17 protein-coding genes, 2 tRNA genes and 1 pseudogene are annotated in these 19216 nt (G+C 70.0%); 7 read left to right on the plus strand and 13 right to left on the minus strand.

What is annotated here, in order from left to right:
• The first annotated feature begins 32 nt into the window (after positions 1 to 32).
• Entirely contained in the window at positions 33 to 1181 is a 1149-nt protein-coding gene (gene xylA, locus ACWEGE_RS15510; protein ID WP_449661101.1) for a xylose isomerase, read from the plus strand.
• A 22-nt stretch (positions 1182 to 1203) separates the two neighbouring features.
• Here the strand turns inward: xylA and ACWEGE_RS15515 are convergent, their stop codons facing one another.
• Together ACWEGE_RS15515 and ACWEGE_RS15520 are read right to left on the minus strand one after the other, a co-directional pair.
• On the minus strand, positions 1204 to 1848 hold the full coding sequence (locus ACWEGE_RS15515) for a ThuA domain-containing protein (RefSeq protein ID WP_449661102.1): 645 nt from the start codon (positions 1846 to 1848) through the stop codon (positions 1204 to 1206).
• A 261-nt stretch (positions 1849 to 2109) separates the two neighbouring features.
• Entirely contained in the window at positions 2110 to 2571 is a 462-nt protein-coding gene (locus ACWEGE_RS15520; protein ID WP_449661103.1) for a MarR family winged helix-turn-helix transcriptional regulator, read from the minus strand.
• Positions 2572 to 2702: 131 nt separating this feature from the next.
• On the opposite strand from ACWEGE_RS15520, the gene ACWEGE_RS15525 reads away from it, so the two are divergent.
• Complete coding sequence (locus ACWEGE_RS15525) at positions 2703 to 3887, plus strand: MFS transporter (RefSeq protein ID WP_449661104.1); 1185 nt, start codon at positions 2703 to 2705, stop codon at positions 3885 to 3887.
• Positions 3888 to 3910: 23 nt separating this feature from the next.
• Positions 3911 to 4744 (plus strand): aldo/keto reductase, encoded by an 834-nt coding sequence (locus ACWEGE_RS15530; protein ID WP_449661105.1) that lies wholly within the window; start codon positions 3911 to 3913, stop codon positions 4742 to 4744.
• 59 nt (positions 4745 to 4803) lie between these two features.
• Here ACWEGE_RS15530 and ACWEGE_RS15535 read toward each other — a convergent pair whose 3' ends face one another.
• From ACWEGE_RS15535 to ACWEGE_RS15555, 5 genes are all read right to left on the minus strand, one after another.
• Positions 4804 to 5040 carry a hypothetical protein gene (locus ACWEGE_RS15535; protein ID WP_449661106.1) on the minus strand — a complete coding sequence of 79 codons (237 nt, stop codon included), beginning with the start codon at positions 5038 to 5040 and terminating at the stop codon, positions 4804 to 4806.
• A gap of 114 nt (positions 5041 to 5154) precedes the next feature.
• Positions 5155 to 5994, minus strand: a complete 840-nt coding sequence (locus ACWEGE_RS15540) for an SAM-dependent methyltransferase (protein ID WP_449661107.1) — start codon at positions 5992 to 5994, stop codon at positions 5155 to 5157.
• A gap of 206 nt (positions 5995 to 6200) precedes the next feature.
• Positions 6201 to 7298 (minus strand): hypothetical protein, encoded by a 1098-nt coding sequence (locus ACWEGE_RS15545; protein ID WP_449661108.1) that lies wholly within the window; start codon positions 7296 to 7298, stop codon positions 6201 to 6203.
• Between the two features lie 106 nt (positions 7299 to 7404).
• Complete coding sequence (locus ACWEGE_RS15550) at positions 7405 to 8259, minus strand: alpha/beta fold hydrolase (RefSeq protein WP_449661109.1); 855 nt, start codon at positions 8257 to 8259, stop codon at positions 7405 to 7407.
• The gene (locus ACWEGE_RS15555) at positions 8256 to 8675 is read right to left on the minus strand and encodes a helix-turn-helix domain-containing protein (protein WP_449661110.1); all 420 of its coding nucleotides are present in this window, start codon (positions 8673 to 8675) and stop codon (positions 8256 to 8258) included. Before ACWEGE_RS15555 ends, ACWEGE_RS15550 begins: the two co-directional genes overlap by 4 nt.
• Positions 8676 to 8828: 153 nt before the next feature.
• Between ACWEGE_RS15555 and ACWEGE_RS15560 the strand changes: the two genes are divergently transcribed.
• Positions 8829 to 9227 carry a hypothetical protein gene (locus ACWEGE_RS15560; protein ID WP_449661111.1) on the plus strand — a complete coding sequence of 133 codons (399 nt, stop codon included), beginning with the start codon at positions 8829 to 8831 and terminating at the stop codon, positions 9225 to 9227.
• A gap of 49 nt (positions 9228 to 9276) precedes the next feature.
• Here the strand turns inward: ACWEGE_RS15560 and ACWEGE_RS15565 are convergent, their stop codons facing one another.
• The 3 genes from ACWEGE_RS15565 to ACWEGE_RS15575 all read right to left on the minus strand — a co-directional run bounded on the left by ACWEGE_RS15565 (position 9277) and on the right by ACWEGE_RS15575 (position 11799).
• A complete protein-coding gene (locus ACWEGE_RS15565) occupies positions 9277 to 9444 on the minus strand; it encodes a hypothetical protein (protein ID WP_449661112.1) in 168 nt (55 codons plus the stop codon).
• A 129-nt stretch (positions 9445 to 9573) separates the two neighbouring features.
• A complete protein-coding gene (locus tag ACWEGE_RS15570) occupies positions 9574 to 10116 on the minus strand; it encodes a type 1 glutamine amidotransferase domain-containing protein (RefSeq protein ID WP_449661113.1) in 543 nt (180 codons plus the stop codon).
• 87 nt (positions 10117 to 10203) lie between these two features.
• Complete coding sequence (locus ACWEGE_RS15575; protein ID WP_449661114.1) at positions 10204 to 11799, minus strand: SpoIIE family protein phosphatase; 1596 nt, start codon at positions 11797 to 11799, stop codon at positions 10204 to 10206.
• A 139-nt stretch (positions 11800 to 11938) separates the two neighbouring features.
• Here ACWEGE_RS15575 and ACWEGE_RS15580 point away from each other — a divergent pair, with 139 nt between their 5' ends.
• The gene (locus ACWEGE_RS15580; protein ID WP_449661115.1) at positions 11939 to 16576 is read left to right on the plus strand and encodes a HAMP domain-containing protein; all 4638 of its coding nucleotides are present in this window, start codon (positions 11939 to 11941) and stop codon (positions 16574 to 16576) included.
• Positions 16577 to 16629: 53 nt separating this feature from the next.
• Here the strand turns inward: ACWEGE_RS15580 and ACWEGE_RS15585 are convergent.
• Positions 16630 to 16700 (minus strand) — tRNA-Gly (locus ACWEGE_RS15585).
• Between the two features lie 79 nt (positions 16701 to 16779).
• Here ACWEGE_RS15585 and ACWEGE_RS15590 point away from each other — a divergent pair.
• Together ACWEGE_RS15590 and ACWEGE_RS15595 are read left to right on the plus strand one after the other, a co-directional pair.
• Positions 16780 to 16856 (plus strand) — tRNA-Pro (locus ACWEGE_RS15590).
• A gap of 34 nt (positions 16857 to 16890) precedes the next feature.
• Entirely contained in the window at positions 16891 to 17475 is a 585-nt protein-coding gene (locus ACWEGE_RS15595) for a hypothetical protein (RefSeq protein ID WP_449661116.1), read from the plus strand.
• Between the two features lie 81 nt (positions 17476 to 17556).
• Here ACWEGE_RS15595 and ACWEGE_RS15600 read toward each other — a convergent pair.
• Both ACWEGE_RS15600 and ACWEGE_RS15605 read right to left on the minus strand, forming a co-directional pair.
• Positions 17557 to 18672 (minus strand): annotated as a pseudogene (locus ACWEGE_RS15600) (recombinase family protein); the annotation flags it as partial.
• Between the two features lie 22 nt (positions 18673 to 18694).
• Positions 18695 to 19129 carry a recombinase family protein gene (locus ACWEGE_RS15605; RefSeq protein WP_449661117.1) on the minus strand — a complete coding sequence of 145 codons (435 nt, stop codon included), beginning with the start codon at positions 19127 to 19129 and terminating at the stop codon, positions 18695 to 18697.
• Positions 19130 to 19216 lie beyond the last annotated feature (87 nt).

Consider the following 19216-nt stretch of genomic DNA (forward strand, 5'->3'; position numbering starts at 1 on the left):
GTCTACAACGTGAACTAAATGAAGGGACAGTCATGAGCGACTACGCTCCCCAGCCGGCCGACAAGTTCACCTTCGGCCTCTGGACCGTGGGCTGGCCCGCCAACGACCCGTTCGGTGTCGCGACGCGGGCGGCGCTCGACCCGGTCGAGAGCGTGCACCGGCTCGCCGAGCTGGGCGCCTACGGCGTGACCTTCCACGACGACGACCTGCTGGCCACCGAGCCGGACCGCGACAAGGCGATCGAGCGCTTCCGCAAGGCGCTCGCCGAGACCGGCCTCAAGGTCCCGATGGCCACGACGAACCTGTTCACCCACCCGGTGTTCAAGGACGGCGGCCTGACCAGCAACGACCGTGACGTCCGCCGGTACGCGCTGCGGAAGGTGCGCCGCAACCTCGACCTCGCGGCCGAGCTCGGCGCGGAGACCTACGTCGTCTGGGGCGGCCGCGAAGGCGCCGAGTCCGACGCCGCGAAGGACGTCCGCGCGGCGCTGGACCGCTACAAGGAGGGCCTCGACCTGCTCGCCGACTACGTCGTCGAGCAGGGCTACCACCTGCGGTTCGCGCTCGAGCCGAAGCCGAACGAGCCGCGCGGCGACATCCTGCTGCCGACGATCGGGCACGCGCTGGGCTTCATCTCCCAGCTGACGCGGCCGGAGCTGTTCGGGCTCAACCCCGAGGTCGGGCACGAGCAGATGGCCGGGCTGAACTTCGTGCACGGCATCTCGCAGGCGCTGTGGCAGGGCAAGCTGTTCCACATCGATCTCAACGGCCAGCACGGCCCGAAGTACGACCAGGACCTGATCTTCGGCCACGGCGACCTGAAGAGCGCGTTCTTCCTGGTCGACCTGCTGGAGAACGGCGGCTACGAGGGTCCGCGGCACTTCGACTACAAGCCGATGCGCACCGAGGACGCCGAGGACGTCTGGGTGTCGGCGGCGGCGAACATGCGGACCTACCTGATCCTCAAGGAGAAGTCGAAGGCGTTCCGGGCCGACCCGGAGGTCGTGGAGGCCCTCGCCGCGTCGCGGGTCACGGACCTCTCGACGCCGACGCTGGCGCCGGGCGAGACGTTCGACGACGTCCTGAAGGACGAGTTCGACCTCGACGCGGCGGCCGCGCGCGGCTACCACTTCACCCGGCTCAACCAGCTCGCCCTGGAACACCTCCTCGGCGTGCGCTGACCCGAGGCCGACGCCGACGCCGCTACGCCGCGGGAAGCACTCCCGCGGCGTAGCGGATCGCGCCCAGCAGGAGGGCGCGGAACGCCGGATCGGCGTACGACTCGCTCGTGTGGCCCAGTCCGGTGTAGAACGCCCGGCCGCGGCCCTGCGGGTGGCACCACGTGATCGGGTGGTCCGCCCCCATGCCGCCGCCGGTGTAGCTGGACTCGTCCAGTGTCTGCAGCACCTGGACGCGGCCACGCGGGTTGGTCCGGAAGTCGTAGAGCTCGTCGGTCCTGGTCCACACCGCCGGCAGGTGGGCGGTCGCCGGGTGCGTGCCGTCCTCGGTCACGAACCGGGCCCGCTGGATCTCCGGGTGGCGGTCGAACCAGGCACCCACCAGCTGTCCGTACCACGGCCAGCCGTACCCGGTGTCGGCCGCCGCGTGGACGCCGACGTAGCCACCGCCTCCCTCCACATAGGACTCGAACGCCGCCCGCTGCGCCGCGTCCATGACCTCGCCGCTGGTCGACAGGAACACCACCACATCGTGGACGGGCGTGAACGCTTCCTCGGTCGCGGTGACGGCGAAACCGTGCGCCGCACCCAGTTCCCGGATCGCCCGGATCCCGGCCGGGATCGAGTCGTGGCGGTACGCGGTCGTCTTGGAGAACACCAGCACCTGCACGGGGAACCTCTTCACTCGGCGGGGACGGCGGCCAGCAGGCGGATGCCGGGCACGGCGGCACCGATTCTGTTGCCTGGTAAGAACTTCACGGGCGGTGATGCCGGCCCGCTTTCACAATACCGGCAGAAACCCCCAAACCGGCTGACTGGTACGGACAACCCACCGCGGGCCGCGGGACCCGAAATTGTCGGGGGTACCCGGTAACGTGAAATCCGGGGGCCCCCAGGCCGGGGACCTCTTCGCGGCGAGCCCCGAACCCGGTCAGGCCGAGGCAGTCCCGCGGAAACTCAGCGCGCCGAGCGCCCCGACCAGCGGGGCCAGCTCCGGCAGCGTCTCCGCTTCCGCCAGCGCCTCCGCCAACGCCGTGTCGTGCGTCGGGCGGGCCGCCGTCAGCAGCACCTGGCCCGCCGGTGTCACCTCCGTGTAGATCCCGCGGCGGTCGTCCGCGCACAGGTACCGGGCCAGCAGCCCCCGGCCCTCCAGGCGCGTCACCAGGCGCGTCGTCGCGGACTGGCTGAGGACCACCTCGTTCGCGAGCTGGTTCATCCGGAGGTGGAAGCCGTCCTGGCGGGCCAGCACGTCCAGCACCGTGTACTCGCTCACCGACAGCTCGTGGTCGCGCTCGAGCGCCCGCTGCAGCCGGTCCTCGATCCGGGCGTGGAGCGCGGCCAGCGTCCGCCAGCCCTGCGCGCGCGCTTCGACGGCGTCGTCGTCCAGTGACACGGTTCACCTCTCCCCGGCTTGCGCTGACCGCCCGACAAGTCGCAAGCTTGTGCAATATACGGCGTCTGCAACTATCTCGGACGCTTGTAGTTGCCAACGCACCCAGTCTACTCCGGGAAGAAGGAACTTCCATGCCCGCCGCTCTGCTCGCACTGGCGATCAGCGCTTTCGGGATCGGCACCACCGAGTTCGTGATCATGGGCCTGCTGCCCGAGGTCGCGGGCGATTTCGGGGTCTCGATCCCGGCCGCAGGCCTGCTCATCTCCGGCTACGCGCTCGGCGTCGTCGTCGGCGCCCCCGTGCTCACCGCGCTGGCCTCGCGGGTACCGCGCAAGACCGTGCTGGTCGCCCTGATGGGCCTGTTCATCGCGGGCAACGTGCTCTCGGCCCTCGCGCCGAGCTACGGCCTGCTGATGACCGGCCGGGTCGTCGCGGCGCTGAGCCACGGCGCGTTCTTCGGCGTCGGCTCGGTCGTCGCCGCGTCGCTGGTCGCCCCGGCCAAGCGGGCCGGCGCCATCGCGCTGATGTTCACCGGGCTGACCGTGGCGAACGTGCTCGGCGTGCCCGCCGGCACCGCGCTCGGCCAGGCCTTCGGCTGGCGTTCGACGTTCTGGGTGGTCAGCGCGCTCGGCGTGGCCGGCGCCGCCGGCATCCTCGCGCTGGTGCCGCACCAGGCCCCCGAACCGGGCGCCGGCCTGCGCGGCGAGCTCGCCGTGTTCCGCCGCCCCCAGGTGTGGCTCGCGCTGGTGATGACCGCGCTCGGCTTCGCCGGGGTGTTCGCGTCCTTCACCTACATCGCCCCGATGATGACCGAGGTCGCCGGCTTCTCCAGCGGCGCCGTCACCTGGCTGCTCGTGCTCTTCGGCGCCGGCCTGTTCGCCGGCAACCTGCTCGGCGGCAAGGCCGCGGACCGCAGGCTGATGCCCAGTCTCTACGTCATCCTCGCCGTCCTCGCGCTGGTGCTGGTGGCGTTCGTGTTCACCGCGCACGCGAAGGTGCCGGCGGCGATCACGATCGTGCTGTTCGGCGCGGCCGGCTTCGCCACCGTGCCGCCGCTGCAGGCCCGCGTGCTGGCCAAGGCCGAAGGCGCCCCGGCGCTGGCGTCGGCGGCGAACATCGCCGCGTTCAACCTCGGCAACGCCGGCGGCGCGTGGCTCGGCGGCCAGGCCATCGACGCCGGGCTCGGCTACACCGCGCCCAACTGGATCGGCGCCGCGCTCGCCGCGGCCGGCCTCGCCGTGGCGCTCGGCTCCGGACTGCTCGACCGCAGGACTCCGGCTAGTTTCGACGCCGGGGAGCGGGTACTCGCCCGATGAACCACCCACCGAAAGGACCACTTGTGACCAGCGTGCCCGTCATCGAACTCACCAACGGCGTGCGGATGCCGCAGCTCGGCTACGGCGTGTTCCAGGTCCCGGACGACGAGACCGCCACCGCCGTGAAGGCCGCCCTCGAAGCGGGCTACCGCAGCATCGACACCGCCGCCGTCTACGGCAACGAAAAAGGCGTCGGCCAGGCGATCGCCGAGTCCGGCATCCCCCGCGACGAACTGTTCGTCACCACGAAGCTGTGGAACTCGGCCCAGGGCTACGACTCGACGCTCAAGGCGTTCGACGAGAGCATGACCAAGCTCGGCCTGGAGCAGCTGGACCTCTACCTGATCCACTGGCCGACGCCGGCGCGCGACAAGTACCTCGACACCTGGAAGGCGTTCGAGAAGCTGCACGCCGACGGCCGGGTCCGCGCGCTCGGCGTCTCGAACTTCCAGCCCGCGCACCTCGAGCGCCTGCTCGACGCCGCCGAAGTCGCCCCCGTGGTCAACCAGGTGGAGCTGCACCCGTACCTGCAGCAGCGGGAGCTGCGCGAGTTCGACGCCAAGCACGGCATCGCCACCGAGGCGTGGAGCCCGCTCGCCAAGGGCGGCAGCCTGCTCGGCGACCCGGTGATCGCGGAACTCGCCGTGAAGCACAGCCGCACCCCCGCGCAGATCGTGCTGCGCTGGCACCTGCAGCTGGGCAACGTGGTGATCCCGAAGTCGGTCACGCCGTCCCGGATCGAGGAGAACTTCGACCTGTTCGGGTTCACCCTCACGGAGGAGGAGATGGAGTCGCTGACCCCGCTGGACCGCGGCGAGCGCACCGGCCCGGACCCCGACACCTTCAACGCCGCCTGACCCGGCACGGCCCCCTTGCGAAACCGGAGTCCCGCAAGGGGGTCATCACGGCGCGACGGTCACCGCGTGACGGCCCACAGCTCCCAGGTCCAGGTCGTGGGGCGGCACTCGAACCGCACGAACCCGCCGGTCTGCACGTACCACTGGCCGTCGGAGTAGCAGTCGTACTCGTACGCCGCCGGGTAGCTCCACTGGTACTTCATGATCTGGCTGTCCCCCGCGCTGGCCGGCGGCGCGAACACGACCGTCGACGCCAGCGCACCCATGACGGCAGCGGCTGCCGCAAACTTCTTCACTGGGTATCCCCCCGTTTGTGCTCGGAACACGTACGGGGGACAAACAATCATGAATCGGGCACGCCTGTCAGCGGAACGAGTGAACTCACCCGGGTGACGGCAGGCGGCCGCTCCTCACTGCTTGCGGGCGACCCCACCCAGCGTCAGGAAGTTCAGCTCGCCCAGCGGGTGCAGCCGCGGGCCGTCCGGCCACCATTCGTGCAGGTAGACCAGCCCGGGCCGGAGCAGCTCGGTGCCCTCGAAGAACCCCGCGATCTGCTCGCGCGTGCGGTACACGCTGCCCAGGCCGGTGCCCTGGAAACTGGTCTCCAGCAGCCGCGCGAGCTCCTGGCGCGGGGAATCCTCTTCCGGGTCGAAGTTGTGCGTGAGCAGCAGGAACGACCCGGGCGCGAGCGCGTCGACGTACTCCGCGACGATCGACTTCGCGCGGTCGTAGTCGTCGATGTGGTGCACGATCGAGGTCAGGATCAGCGCCACCGGCCGGGTGAAGTCCAGGTACTCCTTGACGACCTCGTCGGCGAGGGTTTCGGCCGGCCGGGTCAGGTCGGCGCCGGTGACGTGGGTCAGGTAGTTCTCCTCGAGCAGCGCCCGCCCGTGCACCTGCACCACCGGGTCGTTGTCGACGTACACCACCTGCGCGTCCGGGTTGTACCGCTGCGCCACCTCGTGGGTGTTTTCCGCCGTCGGCATGCCGGAACCCAGGTCGAGGAACTGGTCGATGCCGCGTTTGCCGGCCAGGAACCGCACCGCGCGCACCAGCCAGTCGCGGTGCTCCTTCGCCATCACCCGGGCGCCGGGCGCGATGGCCAGCAGCCGCCGCATCGCTTCGCGGTCCACCTCGTAGTGGTCGTGCCCGCCGAGGAGCGCGTCGGACAACCGGGCCAGGCTCGCCTTGCTGAAATCGAGGGCGGCCGCACCACCCTCGGTTCCGGACCGCAGGTCGCCAGGCGTCATCGACTGTTCTCCCACTCTGCGTGTGGTGGCGACACCCCTGCCCGGGTTCGCTCACCGTGTCCGGCGACGGACAGTGCTCAGGTTACGACATGCCGTTCACCAAGTGAACCAGGCACAAGGGCCTTACCTGCCAGGGAGAACGACCCGAAACGAAGTTGTGGCCGGGGTTCCTCCGTCCGTGGCGCGGTACACCGTGGAGGGATCGATTACCCGAATTCCAGCTCCCGCCACGTCCTTCCCCCGTCCGTGGTCCGGTACACCGCAGAGCCGCCGGAGGCGTCCGGCTGCCCGTCGACGACGACCCCCGTCCCGCCGCCGGTGAAGTCGAGATCGGTCAGCGCGAAGCCGCGCTCGGACAGCTCGGTCGTCGTCCAGGTGCGGCCTCCGTCGGCCGTGTGGTGCAGGAAGCCGACGCCGCCGCCCACGGCCGCGACCGTCGCGGACGTCGGTGAGGCCGCGGCGAAACCCTGGTTGATCCCCGCGAACGGGGCCGCGTCCGTTCCGCTGAACCGCGCCCCGAGCTGCGGGGCGTGCCGCAGCTGCCGTTCGGTCGAGCCAGGCTGCGGCGAGCCGGGGCTGCCGCTGCACAACGCCACCACCTGCCCGTCGCGGACCGCGCTCAGCGATGCGACCTGCCCCTCCGGGCACGGCGGGTCCGCGGGCGCGAACCGGGCGCCGTCGCGGGAGGTCCAGTACCCCTCGGTGCCGTAGTCGGCCCCGAGCGCGACCTGCAGCCCGCCGCCGACCGCCAGGTCGCCGTAGGTGAGGCCGCCGGTGACCGCGAACCCGGGCACCGGGGCCAGCACCGGCGAACCGGCCGCTCCCGAATACAGCCGGGTCGAGCCGCGGCCTTCGCCGTGGGTGGTCAGCAGCGCGAAGACGCGGCCACCGGTTTCGGCGATCTTCGAGAGGTAGTACGGCTCCTGCGCCCCGGCCGGGGTGACCCGCTGCCAGGTGCCGCCGCCGTCGCGGGTCGTCAGCACGTGCACGCCGTCCTCGACGTACGCGAGACGGTCGCCGAACACCCGCAGCGCGACGTGGTTGTGGTTGTCCGGCAGCGGCATCGGCGGCGCACCCAGCCGCCGCCAGTGCCGCCCGGCGTCCGTGGTGCCCAGCAGCACCGGGCACCACGTCCCGCCGCACGGCCGGTACCCCAGGACGTACCCCGTGTCCGGCCCGGTCCAGCTCGTCGATGCGGGCCGGAATCCCGGCGGGACCACGGCTTCCGCGGTCGCGGGCGAGGCGAACGCGGCCAGCAGGGCGAGGACGGACACCAACAGCGCACAGCGCCGGGGAGTGCTCATGATCACCTGACGCCCGGCGCGGGACGGCGGTTGCCCCTCCGCGGGCGAGTTGCGCCGCCCGGCTCAGCGCGGTGCGGCCGGCCGGCCGCGAACCGGCCCCTGCCGGTCACGATCGTTTCCGTGCCAGGAACTCCGCCGCGGCGGCGGCCCAGCCGGGCAGGAAGTGCCCGGCGTGCTCGGCCAACCGGACATCGGCGGCCGGGAGGGCGGCCCGCAGTCTCGCCGCCGCGTCCCGCTGGTCGAGGAGGACGTCGCGGGCACCGAAGTGGGCCTGCACGGGCACCGCCAGTTCACGCAGGCGCTCGACGCCGAATACCGGGATCGCCTCCAGGCGCGGTTTGAAGTGCTCGAACGTCGCGAGGGTGAACTCGCCGACGGCACGCCGGCCCGGGTCGGCGGGGCCGCCCGCGGCGACCATGGCCAGCGACCGGCGGCGTCCCCAGCCGCCGAGGAAGCCGTAGCAGGCGAACTTCAGCAAGGGCCCGATCCGGCGCCTGCCGATCCCCGACGGGTTGACCAGCACCAGCGGGCCGGCGCGCTCGGGACTCCGGAGCGCGTGGTCCAGTGCCCACCACCCGCCCAGCGAGGTGCCGAGGAAGGCCGCGCGCGGCAGTTCGAGCGCGTCGAGGACGTCGTCGAGCCACTCGGCGTACGCCGGTGACGCGAGCGGGGGCCGCGCCTCGACGGTCCGGCCCGGCTCGCCGGGTGCGTCGACCGCGTACACCCGCAGCCGCCCGGCGAGCGTGGCGATGTCCGGCAGCCAGTGCGCGGCGGTGCCGCCGGACCCCTGCAGCGCGACGACCGGCGGCGCGTCCACCGGGCCGGACACCACGGCGAACGTGTCGCCCAGCCGGGTGGCCAGCGTGCGCCGTTCGGACGGCACGGGCCAGCGGTCCAAGAGCGCGTCGTAGCGCTCGCGGACCGCGGCCGCCCCGGCCGCCGACCGGTAGACCGCGGTCACGCCGGGTTCTCCGTGACCGAGGCGACCCAGCGCAGCAGGTCGGCACCGGCGGCCAGGTCACCGAGCACGATGATCTTCATGGTGGCGCGCTCCCCGTCGTAGATGGTTTCGACGCGAAGGGGCCGCTCGCCGCCGTCGCGAGGGCCGGTGAGCAGGGCCCCGACCGCGGTCGCGATCCGGTCGGCCGCTGCCCGGTCGACACCGGCGAGCTCGACGACCCCCGACAGCTCCGCGGCCGGGGCCCGCTCGGCCACCGGCAGCCCGGTGAAGGCCACCAGGTCCGCGGCCGTGATCCGGTACTGCTTGCCGATCCGGACCGCCTTCAACCGCCCGTCCCGCACGTAGTTCCGGACCGTCCGGACGTGCAGGCCGAGCTTCGCGGCGACCTGCTCGACGGAGTAGACGTCCTGCGCCATGACCCTCCTCGTGTTCCGCAAAATACCCTATCAGCCGCTCGTCAGGGAAGTTTGCGGAACATCCGGTTCGCTCGCCCGGGTGACGGGTATTCACCAGCGTTGTTCCTGTTCGCCCAGATACGTCCACATCGGACAGTCGAAGGGACGCCGACGATGCCGTATCCCCCGCCCCCGGAGTCGTACGAGCCCGCTCCCACCGAAGAGATCGTGGAGCGCACCCACCCGCGCATCCGGGCCGTGCGCACGATCAACGCCCTCATCCACCTGGTCTGTGCGGTGTTCGCGCTGGTCCTGGCCGTGCACATCGTGCTGGTGCTGGGCGGGGCGAACTCGTCGAACGGCTTCGCGCAGCTGATCTCGGAGTGGTCGGCGGGCGTGTCGCTCGGCCTGCGGAACCTCTTCACGCCGGACTCGGAGGGGCTGCGGACGTTCCTCAACGACGGCCTCGCCGCCGTCCTCTGGCTGGTCATCGGCGCCATCCTGACCGACGTCATCACCCGGATCGGCGTGCCCGGCCCGCGGCGCGTCTGGTACCGGCGCAGCTACCGCTGACCCCGGACACGAAGAAGGCCTCCCCGGATCGGGGAGGCCTTCTTCGTGGTCATCGGCGCGGCGGCTGTTCGGCACCCGGCTGCACGGGCTCCGGCTCGGGTTCGGGCAGGGCCTGGCCGGCGGGCTCGCCGCCACGGGGTGCGGGAACGCCCTCGGCGGCGATCGCGTCGAAGTGTTCACGGCACCAGCGGCCGTAGCGCCTTGCGTGCACAGTCATCGCGTTCACCTCCTCTCCACGGGCGATCCTCGTCACACCAACAGCGTCCTCCGCGCGGAGGCCGAACGCCAACAGATTTAAGCCGGACTTAACAGACACGATCGGGTGACGTCCACAAAGGACTCGTGGTCAGCCCGCGAACTCCCGCACGACCGCCTCGCAGAACGCCGGCAGGTCGTCCGGATTGCGGCTGGAAACCAGTCCGTTGTCCACTACGACTTCTTCGTCGACAACGGTGGCACCGGCGTTACGCAGGTCGGTCCGGATGCTCGGGTACGACGTCAGCGTGCGGCCACGCACGACATCCGCTTCGACGAGCGTCCACGGACCGTGGCAGATCACCCCGACCGGCTTGCCGGCCCGCACGAAGTCGCCGACGAACCCGACCGCGGCGGGGTCCGTGCGCAGGTTGTCGGGGTTCATCGTGCCGCCGGGCAGCAGCAGCGCGTCGAAGTCACCGACTGCCACGTCGGCGACCTTCCGGTCCACCGCGAACCGGTCGCCCTTGTCGATGTCGCCGTTCATCGCCTGGATCTCGCCAGTGTCCAGCGAAACCAGCTCGACCGTCGCGCCCTCGTCCAGGACGGCCTGGCGCGGCTTTTCCAGCTCGACCTGTTCGACGCCGTCCGCGGCCAGGATCGCGACCCGGCGTCCTTGCAGTGCGTTCGCCATGGGGCTCCTCCGTCGGAAAAACTGAGTGCACCGGGGTAATTACCCCCTCATCCAGGCGTCAAACCAAGTCCACAAAGGACAGTGCAATCAGTCCGCACATTCGATGGCGAGCACCGCGATGTCGTCGTGCGCCGAGCTGCCGAGCCAGTCGCGAACGGACTGGCGCAGCTGCCGCACGACCTCACGGGCCGGCTCACCCGCCGCCGCGGCGAGCACGGCGCGCAACCGGTCGTCTCCGAAGAGTTCCGTCTGGTCGTGCCGGTTGCGGGCCTCGGTGATGCCGTCGGTGTACAGGAGACAGACGTCCCCACGCTCCAGCCGGACCTCCGCCTCGGCGAACCGGGCCTGCGGCGAGATGCCGACCAGCGTACCCGGCACCGTGACCTCTTCGACCACGCCCGAGCGGCGGACGATCAACGGCGCCGGGTGGCCGCCGGAGGCCAGCGTGAGGCCGACCCCGCTGCCGGACGGCCGGGCCGTGCCCAGGACGAGGGTGGCGAACCGGCTGCTGCCGCCGGCGATGAGCAGCTCGTTGAGCAGCCGCAGCAGCGTGCGGCCGTCGCGTTCGACCATGGCGAGCGCGGTCAGGGCGTGCCGGACCCGGCCGGTCAGGGCCGCGGCCTCGGGCCCCTTGCCGCAGACGTCGCCGAGCACCAGGAACGCGCTGCCGTCCTCGTGCGGCAGGACGTCGAAGAAGTCGCCGCCGACGGTGAGCACCCCGCCCGCCGGCTCGTACCAGGTCTCGAACCGGGCGCCGTCGAGCTCCGGCGGGTCGACCGGGCGCAGCGTCGTCTCCAGGCCGCGGGTCGCCTCCTCCTGGCGGGCGTAGCGCTGGGCGTTGGCCAGCGCCGTCCCGGCCGCCAGCGCGAACTCCGCCACCGCGCGGGCCTGCCCGGCGCCGAACTCGGCTTCACCGCGGCGCCCGAGCAGCAGGGCGCCGGTCACCCCGGCGCTCGCGCTCGGCCCGAGCGAGACGACCGAGACGTCGGTGTGCCCTTCGAACCGGTCGGCGACCACCGAGGGCAGCGTGGCGACCTCGGGCGCGGGCACCGGCGCCTGCTGAGGCGGCCCGGTGGCCCCGAACGTCGCCGCGAGCACCGGCGCGACCTGGGCGGGCACCCGCCGGATCCGGCCGTGACCCTGCGCGGCGGGCCGCTCGCAGCTCCACCACTCCCACCGGCCGCGGGTGGTCGGCAGCAGCACGAAGACGGTTTCGGCCAGCGCGGACGCGGCCAGCTCGGCGATCACCCGTGCGGTGCCGTGCCGCCCGCGCGCGGCGGCCAGCCGGGGACCGGCCTCGGCCATGAAGTCGCCCACGTGCCGCTGCGGGACGTCGTCCGCGAGGACGGTCCAGGCGTGCCAGCCGCCGGGCAGGGCCCGGATCCGGGCGGCCCGCCGGTGCCCGGCCACCTCCAGGTGACCCACCGAGGGTTCCGCGGAGGTCCGGGGCGCGGCCCCGGGTGTCACCGTTTCGGTCGCCGCGTGCAGCTGCGGCTCGGCGTCGCCGGCCAGCGCCCGCGCCGCCGGGTTCGCCCAGCGCACCACGCCCGCGGCGTCCTGCAGGAACACCGCGTCGCGGACGTCTTCGAGGGCCGCCCGCGCGAAGGCGTCGATGCCAGGCGGCCCGCCGTCACCGGGCATCGGCGGCAGGGCCGTCGAGGCCGGGGCCGGACGTGACACCATGCACGGACCTCCTGCCTCCGGACTGCTGTCGAACGGCTACCGCGTGAGCGGGCGGGCTGGCTCGAAGTGTAGGGCGAAGCATGGCACGCTGGGTCGACGACCATGGCTGGCGCATGCGTGGTGGAGAGGGTCGGCACACATGACAACGGAATCCCAGAGCGAAGCGGCCGCGCTGGAACGGGTGCTCGTGGCGGTGCGGGATCTCGGGGACGGCAACTTCCGCCGGCGGCTCGTCCCGCACGGCGACGGCATTTCGGCGCAGCTCGCGGTCGCGTTCAACGACATCGCCGAGCGCAACCAGCGGCTGGTCAGCGAGCTGCTGCGGGTCCGCGCGGCCGTCGGGCAGGAAGGCAGGCTGAGCGAGCGGCTCGAGGGCCAGGTCGGTCCCGGGGGCTGGACCACAGCCGTCGACGCGGTGAACGGCCTGGTCGAAGACCTGACCCGGCCGGCGATCGAGCTGGAGCGCGTGCTCGGCGGCGTCGCCGACGGCGACCTGTCCCAGCCGATGACGCTCACCCTCGACGGGCGCCCGCTGCAGGGCGCGTACGCCACGCTGGCGAAGACGGTCAACGGCCTGATCGCGCAGCTGTCGCGGTTCGCCGCCGAAGTGACCAGGCTCTCCCGCGAAATCGCGGGTGAGGGACGTCTCGGCGGCCAGGCGGTCGTCCCGGGCGTGTCGGGCACCTGGCGCGACCTGACCGACTCGGTCAACTTCATGGCCGACAACCTCACCGAGCAGGTCCGCAACATCGCCCAGGTCACCACCGCCGTCGCGCGCGGCGACCTGACCCAGAAGATCAACGTCGACGCCCGCGGCGAGATCCTCGAGCTCAAGAACACCATCAACACGATGGTCGACCAGCTCTCGGCGTTCGCCGACGAGGTCACCCGCGTCTCCCGCGAGGTCGGCTCGGACGGCAAGCTCGGCGGCCAGGCGCAGGTGCCGGGCGTCGCCGGGACGTGGCGCGACCTGACCGACTCGGTCAACCTGATGGCCGACAACCTGACCGACCAGGTCCGCGGGATCTCCCAGGTGGCGACCGCGGTGGCCAGCGGCGACCTGACGAAGAAGATCGACGTCGACGCCCGCGGCGAGATCCTGCAGCTGAAGAACACGCTGAACACGATGGTCGACCAGCTCTCGGCGTTCGCCGGCGAGGTCACCCGGGTGGCGCGCGAGGTCGGCAGCGAGGGCAAGCTGGGCGGGCAGGCCGAGGTGCCCGGCGCGGCCGGGACGTGGCGCAGCCTCACCGACTCGGTCAACCAGATGGCCGACAACCTCACCGACCAGGTCCGGAACATCTCGCACGTCACCACGGCCGTGGCGAAGGGCGACCTGACCCAGAAGATCACCGTCGACGCCCGCGGCGAGTTCTTCGAGCTCAAGACGACGATGAACACGATGGTCGACCAGCTCTCCGCGTTCGCGGACGAGGTCACCCGAGTGGCGCGTGAGGTCGGCACCGAGGGCCAGCTGGGCGGGCAGGCGCAGGTCCCCGGCGTCGCGGGCACCTGGCGCGACCTCACCGGGTCCGTGAACTTCATGGCGAACAACCTGACCACCCAGGTCCGCAACATCGCCCAGGTCGCGACGGCCGTCGCGCGCGGCGACCTGACGCAGAAGATCGCGGTCGACGCCCGCGGCGAGATCCTCGAGCTCAAGACCACGCTCAACACGATGGTCGACCAGCTGTCCGCCTTCGCCGACGAAGTCACCCGAGTGGCACGCGAAGTCGGCACCGAAGGCAAGCTCGGCGGCCAGGCCGCCGTGCCCGGCGTCGCCGGGACCTGGAAGGACCTCACGGACAACGTCAACTCGATGGCGAACAACCTGACCGACCAGGTCCGCAACATCGCCACGGTGACGGCGGCGGTGGCGAAGGGCGACCTGACCCAGAAGATCACCGTCGACGCCCGCGGCGAAATCCTCGAGCTCAAGACCACGCTCAACACGATGGTCGACCAGCTGTCCGCCTTCGCCGACGAAGTCACCCGAGTGGCCCGCGAAGTCGGCACCGAAGGCATCCTCGGCGGCCAGGCGCGGGTCCGCGGCGTCGCCGGGACCTGGAAGGACCTCACCGACAACGTCAACGTCATGGCCGACAACCTGACCGACCAGGTCCGCAACATCGCCACGGTGGCGAGCGCGGTGGCCAACGGCGACCTGTCGAAGAAGATCCGGATCGAGGCCCAGGGCGAGGTCGCGGCGCTGGCCGAGACGCTGAACGGGATGGTCGAGACGCTGCGGGCGTTCGCCGACGAGGTCACCCGCGTCGCGCGCGAGGTCGGCACCGAAGGCATCCTCGGCGGTCAGGCACGCGTGCCCGGCGTGGCCGGGACCTGGAAGGACCTGACCGAGAACGTCAACTTCATGGCGCACAACCTGACCAGCCAGGTGCGCAACATCTCCCAGGTCACGACGGCGGTCGCGAAGGGCGACCTGACGAAGAAGATCGACGTCGACGCCCGCGGCGAGATCCTCGAGCTGAAGACCACGATGAACACGATGGTCGACCAGCTCTCGGCGTTCGCCTCCGAGGTCACGCGGGTCGCGCGCGAAGTCGGCACCGAGGGCAAGCTGGGCGGCCAGGCCGAGGTCGACGGCGTGTCCGGCACCTGGCAGCGGCTCACCGAGAGCGTGAACCGGCTGGCCGGGAACCTGACCACCCAGGTGCGCGCGATCGGCCAGGTCGCGACGGCGGTGACCGCGGGCGACCTGACCCGGCACATCACCGTCGAGGCGAACGGCGAGCTGGCCGACCTCAAGGACAACATCAACCAGATGATCGCGAACCTCAAGGAGACGACGAGGACCAACCGCGAGCAGGACTGGCTGAAGACGAACCTCGCGCAGCTGTCGGGCCGGATGCAGGGGCACCGCGACCTGGTGTCGGTGGCGGCGCTGATCCTGTCCGAGCTGGCCCCGCTGGTGCGGGCGCAGCAGGGCGCGTTCTTCCTGGCCCGCGACGACGACCGCGACGGCACGGTGCTGGAGTGCATCGCCGCGTACGGGCTCGCGCAGTCCCGCGCCGGGCTGCGGTTCGCGATGGGCGAGTCGCTGATCGGGCAGGCCGCCGTCGACCAGCGCACGGTGCTGGTGCACAACGCGCCGCCGGAGTACGCGCTGATCTCGTCCGGCCTGGGCTCGGCGGCGCCGGTGAACCTGATCGTGCTGCCGGTGCTGTTCCAGGGCGAGGTGCTCGGGGTGCTGGAGCTGGCCTCGGTGAACGAGTTCAGCACGGTCCACCAGGACCTGCTGGAGCAGCTGCGGCACACGATCGGCGTCAACGTGAACACGATCCTGTCGAACTCGCGGACCGAGGCGCTGCTGACCGAGTCGCAGCGGCTGGCCCAGGAGCTGCGGGCCCGGTCGGAGCAGCTGCAGGCCCAGCAGGGCGAGCTGCGGCGGTCCAACACCGAGCTGGCCGAGAAGGCGGCGCTGCTGGCCCAGCAGAACCGCGACATCGAGGTCAAGAACAGCGAGATCGAGCAGGCGCGGCAGGAGCTGGAGGAGCGGGCCGGGCAGCTGACGGTGGCGTCGCAGTACAAGACCGAGTTCATGGCGAACATGTCGCACGAGCTGCGGACGCCGCTGAACAGCGCGTTGATCCTGGCGAAGCTGCTGTCGGAGAACCCGGAAGGGAACCTGACCGAGAAGCAGATCCAGTTCGCGAAGACGATCTACGCGGCCGGGTCGGACCTGCAGCAGCTGATCAACGACATCCTGGACCTGGCCAAGGTCGAGGCGGGCCGGCTGGACATGCAGATGTCCGACATCACGCTGCCGGAGCTGGTGGACTACGTCGAGTCGCTGTGCCGGCCGCTGACCGCGGACAAGGGCCTGGAGTTCGCCGTCCACATCGACCCGCCGGTGCCGGGCAGCGTCCACACGGACGAGCACCGGTTGCAGCAGATCCTGCGCAACCTGCTGTCGAACGCGGCGAAGTTCACCAACGAGGGCGGCGTCCGCCTGCACATCCGGGCGGCGGACCCGGCGGAGGTGGAGCAGGAGGCGCTGCGGAACGCGCCGGGCATCATCGCGTTCGCGGTCGAGGACACCGGGATCGGCATCCCGGAGGAGAAGCTGGCGGTGATCTTCGAGGCGTTCCGCCAGGCGGACGGCACGACGAGCCGCAAGTACGGCGGGACGGGCCTGGGGCTCAACATCAGCCAGCAGCTGACGGAGCTCCTGGGCGGTGAGCTGCGGGTGGTGAGCGAGCCGGGCGTGGGCTCGACGTTCACGCTGTACCTCCCGGTGGCGGCGGCCAACCTGGTGGACCCGGCCCTGACGGCCCTGTCGTCGCCCCGCCTGCCGTCGGTGCCCAGCACGGTGCTGGTGGCGGCCCCGGACGTGACACCGAAGCGCTTCCACGGCGAGAAGGTCCTGATCGTCGACGACGACCTGCGGAACGTGTTCGCCCTGGCGGCGGTCCTGGAGCAGGCGGGCCTGGAGGTGATCTACGCGGAGACGGGCGTCGACGGCATCCGGCAGCTGGAGCGCAACGAGGACACGGCCCTGGTGCTGATGGACGTGATGATGCCGGAGCTGGACGGCAACGCCACGATCGCGGCCATCCGGGCCGAGGCGGCGAACGCGGACCTGCCGGTGATCGCGGTCACAGCAAAGGCCACGGCGGAGGACCGGGCCAGGACACTGGCCAGCGGCGCGGACGACTACATCACCAAGCCGGTGGACACGGACAAGCTGCTGGACGTGATCGCGGCCTCGTTGGAGGCGGACGCCGCTTCGACCCGGGACGCCGCTTCGCCTGCTTGAGGGCTTCTCCCTGGAGCTTCTCGGAGCTCCAGGGAGATCCTTGGCGCTTCTTGAGCGGGTGACGGGAATCGAACCCGCGTAGCTAGTTTGGAAGACTAGGGCTCTACCATTGAGCTACACCCGCGTGCCCCCGGAGGTACCCGGGTGCGTGGCCAGCTTAGCGTGACCCGCTAGGCTGATCACACACCCCCCTGGGGGTGTGCCGGGATGTGGCGCAGCTTGGTAGCGCATCCGCTTTGGGAGCGGAGGGTCGCAGGTTCAAATCCTGTCATCCCGACCAGATATGCCTGTTTCACACCACGCCCGACGAGCAGATGCTCGCCGGGCGTGTTTGTGTATGTACGTTTCGTGACCGTGGCGCGCTCGCCGAACGCGACCGTGAGATCGGCCGCGCGGTCCGCCGCGACACCAGCCCCGGCGGAGAGATCCGGCGCGTCCTCGGCCACATGGGACGCCGCGCGCGTGCCGCCCAGCGCGGCGGGCAGCCTGATCGTGTCCCCCACCTCAAAGAGCGCCGCGAACGGCTCCGTCAGGTCGACACGCTCCACAGAGCCGTCCTCACCAATGTAGAGCTTCTCGAAGAAGCCCTGGTTGATCTGACGACGGATGCTGTTGTCGGCCGTGGCGAGGTAGGCCGCCTCGCAACGCTCCGCCGCCGTCAAAGCCAGTTCCAGGGTTGTTTCGACATCCGTCACTCCAACCGTTGCCGCCTTGATCTCCGCGTCAGCCTCCGCCAGCTCTCGCGTCAGCCGCTTCATCTCCGAAGCCAACAGGTCCTGCGGGAAGTCATCGCCGGCATAGTGCAGCTGAAGCAGCTTCTGCCGCTCCCCTTCGACCCGTCGCTTCGTTCGCTGGGCTCGTTCCAGGCCGCGAGCTGCTTCGGCGTGCTGGCTAGCTAACTCCTCCCTGACAGCTGCGCGAATGAGCTCGACGTGCTCCCGGTGCACCCGGAAGGTGCCATAGAAGGTTGCGATGCCCTCTTCGATCTGTTCGACGCGAACAGCACGACGCTGACAGTTGTTGGTCTTGGTCTTGCGCTTCACACAGTGGAAGTACGCGTAGACTCCGCCGTTGCCCTTGTGCTCCGAGTAGACCTTGCGACCGCCACACTCCGAGCAGTAGATGGTGGACCTCAGGTAGTGGTTATGCGTCCGGTCCTTCTCGCCCGTGTGGTTATGTGCAGCGAGAATATCCTGCACTCTCAACCACACGTCGGGCTCAACAAGGGTCGGATGCTTGCCCTCATAATGAATGCCCTGGTAGCTCACCACGCCCATGTAGTAGGGGTTCGCCAAGATGTGGTACATGCCGGTTAGGCCAATCGGCTGGGCCGGACGTCTACGATTGGGCCGACTCGTAAGTCCTTTATTCTGAGCCGCCAATGTAAGGGCGATCCCGCTCCACTCTCCTGTGGCGTAGTGCTCGAAGCACCAGCTGATGATTTCGGCACGGTCGCGGTCCAACTCGACCCAGGACCGCTCCACGCCCTCACGACTCTCGCGGCAGTTGATGTAGCCGAGCGGCGCATAAAACGGCGTACCACCCTCCTGAGCCTTACGAACTAGGCCTTTAAGAACCTCCTGAGCGAGGTTATCTGAGTAGAACTGGGAGATACCCGCCATGAGATTGTGCAACAACTTGCCACTTGGCGTGTCGTCGATGTTCTCCGTGCAGGAGACCAGCTTGACGCCCAGCTTACGCAAGAGCAGGTTGATCGCCAGATCATCCTCGCGGTTGCGCGCCAGCCGATCCACCTTATGTACGATGACGTACCGGGGACGAATCCTCTTGAGGTCTCCGAGGAGCCGTTGCAGCTCATCACGATTTGTCGAGCGAGCCGACTCGCCAGCATCGACGTATTCATTCTGAATGGTCACACCCAAGTGGCGCGCTTTGGCGTAGCAAGCTTCGCGTTGCGCCGGGATCGAGTACCCTTCAGCACCACCGCCCGAGCGGGCTTGTTCACGAGTACTGACCCGCAAGTAGATAAGAGCGATCTCGCCCGCTCCCTGCGCGCTCAAGCTAGAGCGGATTACCGAGGCAGCCTCACGAGCAGTCCGTGCGGCGTCCATGGCCGACAGCTTTGCGTTATTCATATTGTTACCCTCCTATCGATTCTTATTTGTCAGTCCGACCGAGTTCAGGGTCGACTAACTGCACCGAGCCGATGTAGCTAATGAGCTGGCGAGCTTGTTCGTCAACTTCGCTATGCGGTACCGACGCAATCTCCAGCCGTGTACCTAACTTGCCAAGTCGCCAGGCCACGCTCGCGAAGTGGTACGCCTTGTGTGCGATACGCGCCGAATTGAACGTGACGACATACGCTACCGGCCGCTCTCGCAGCTCGGCCAGCAGTCGCGACAGTCCAGGCCGATGTTCAGGATTGACGTTGTTACTGCCGCGATCAACGTACTCACCCAGCATCATCAGATTGAGTTCGTTGGCCCGGCGCTGGCAAGCGTGACGCTGAAAAGCCAGGGCTTGCACCTGATTCCTGTCCTCACGCGCTACGCGCAGGTAGATAACAGCCCTTTTTGGACAGACTTCGTCCATGTTGCGGAATCCTCCTTTTGGCTTTAAAGAGCCAAGAATGTCATTGCACAATCATTTTCTCAGTGTTTTTAGGAAGTGCCAAGATAG

This window comes from Amycolatopsis sp. NPDC004747 (genome assembly GCF_053601335.1).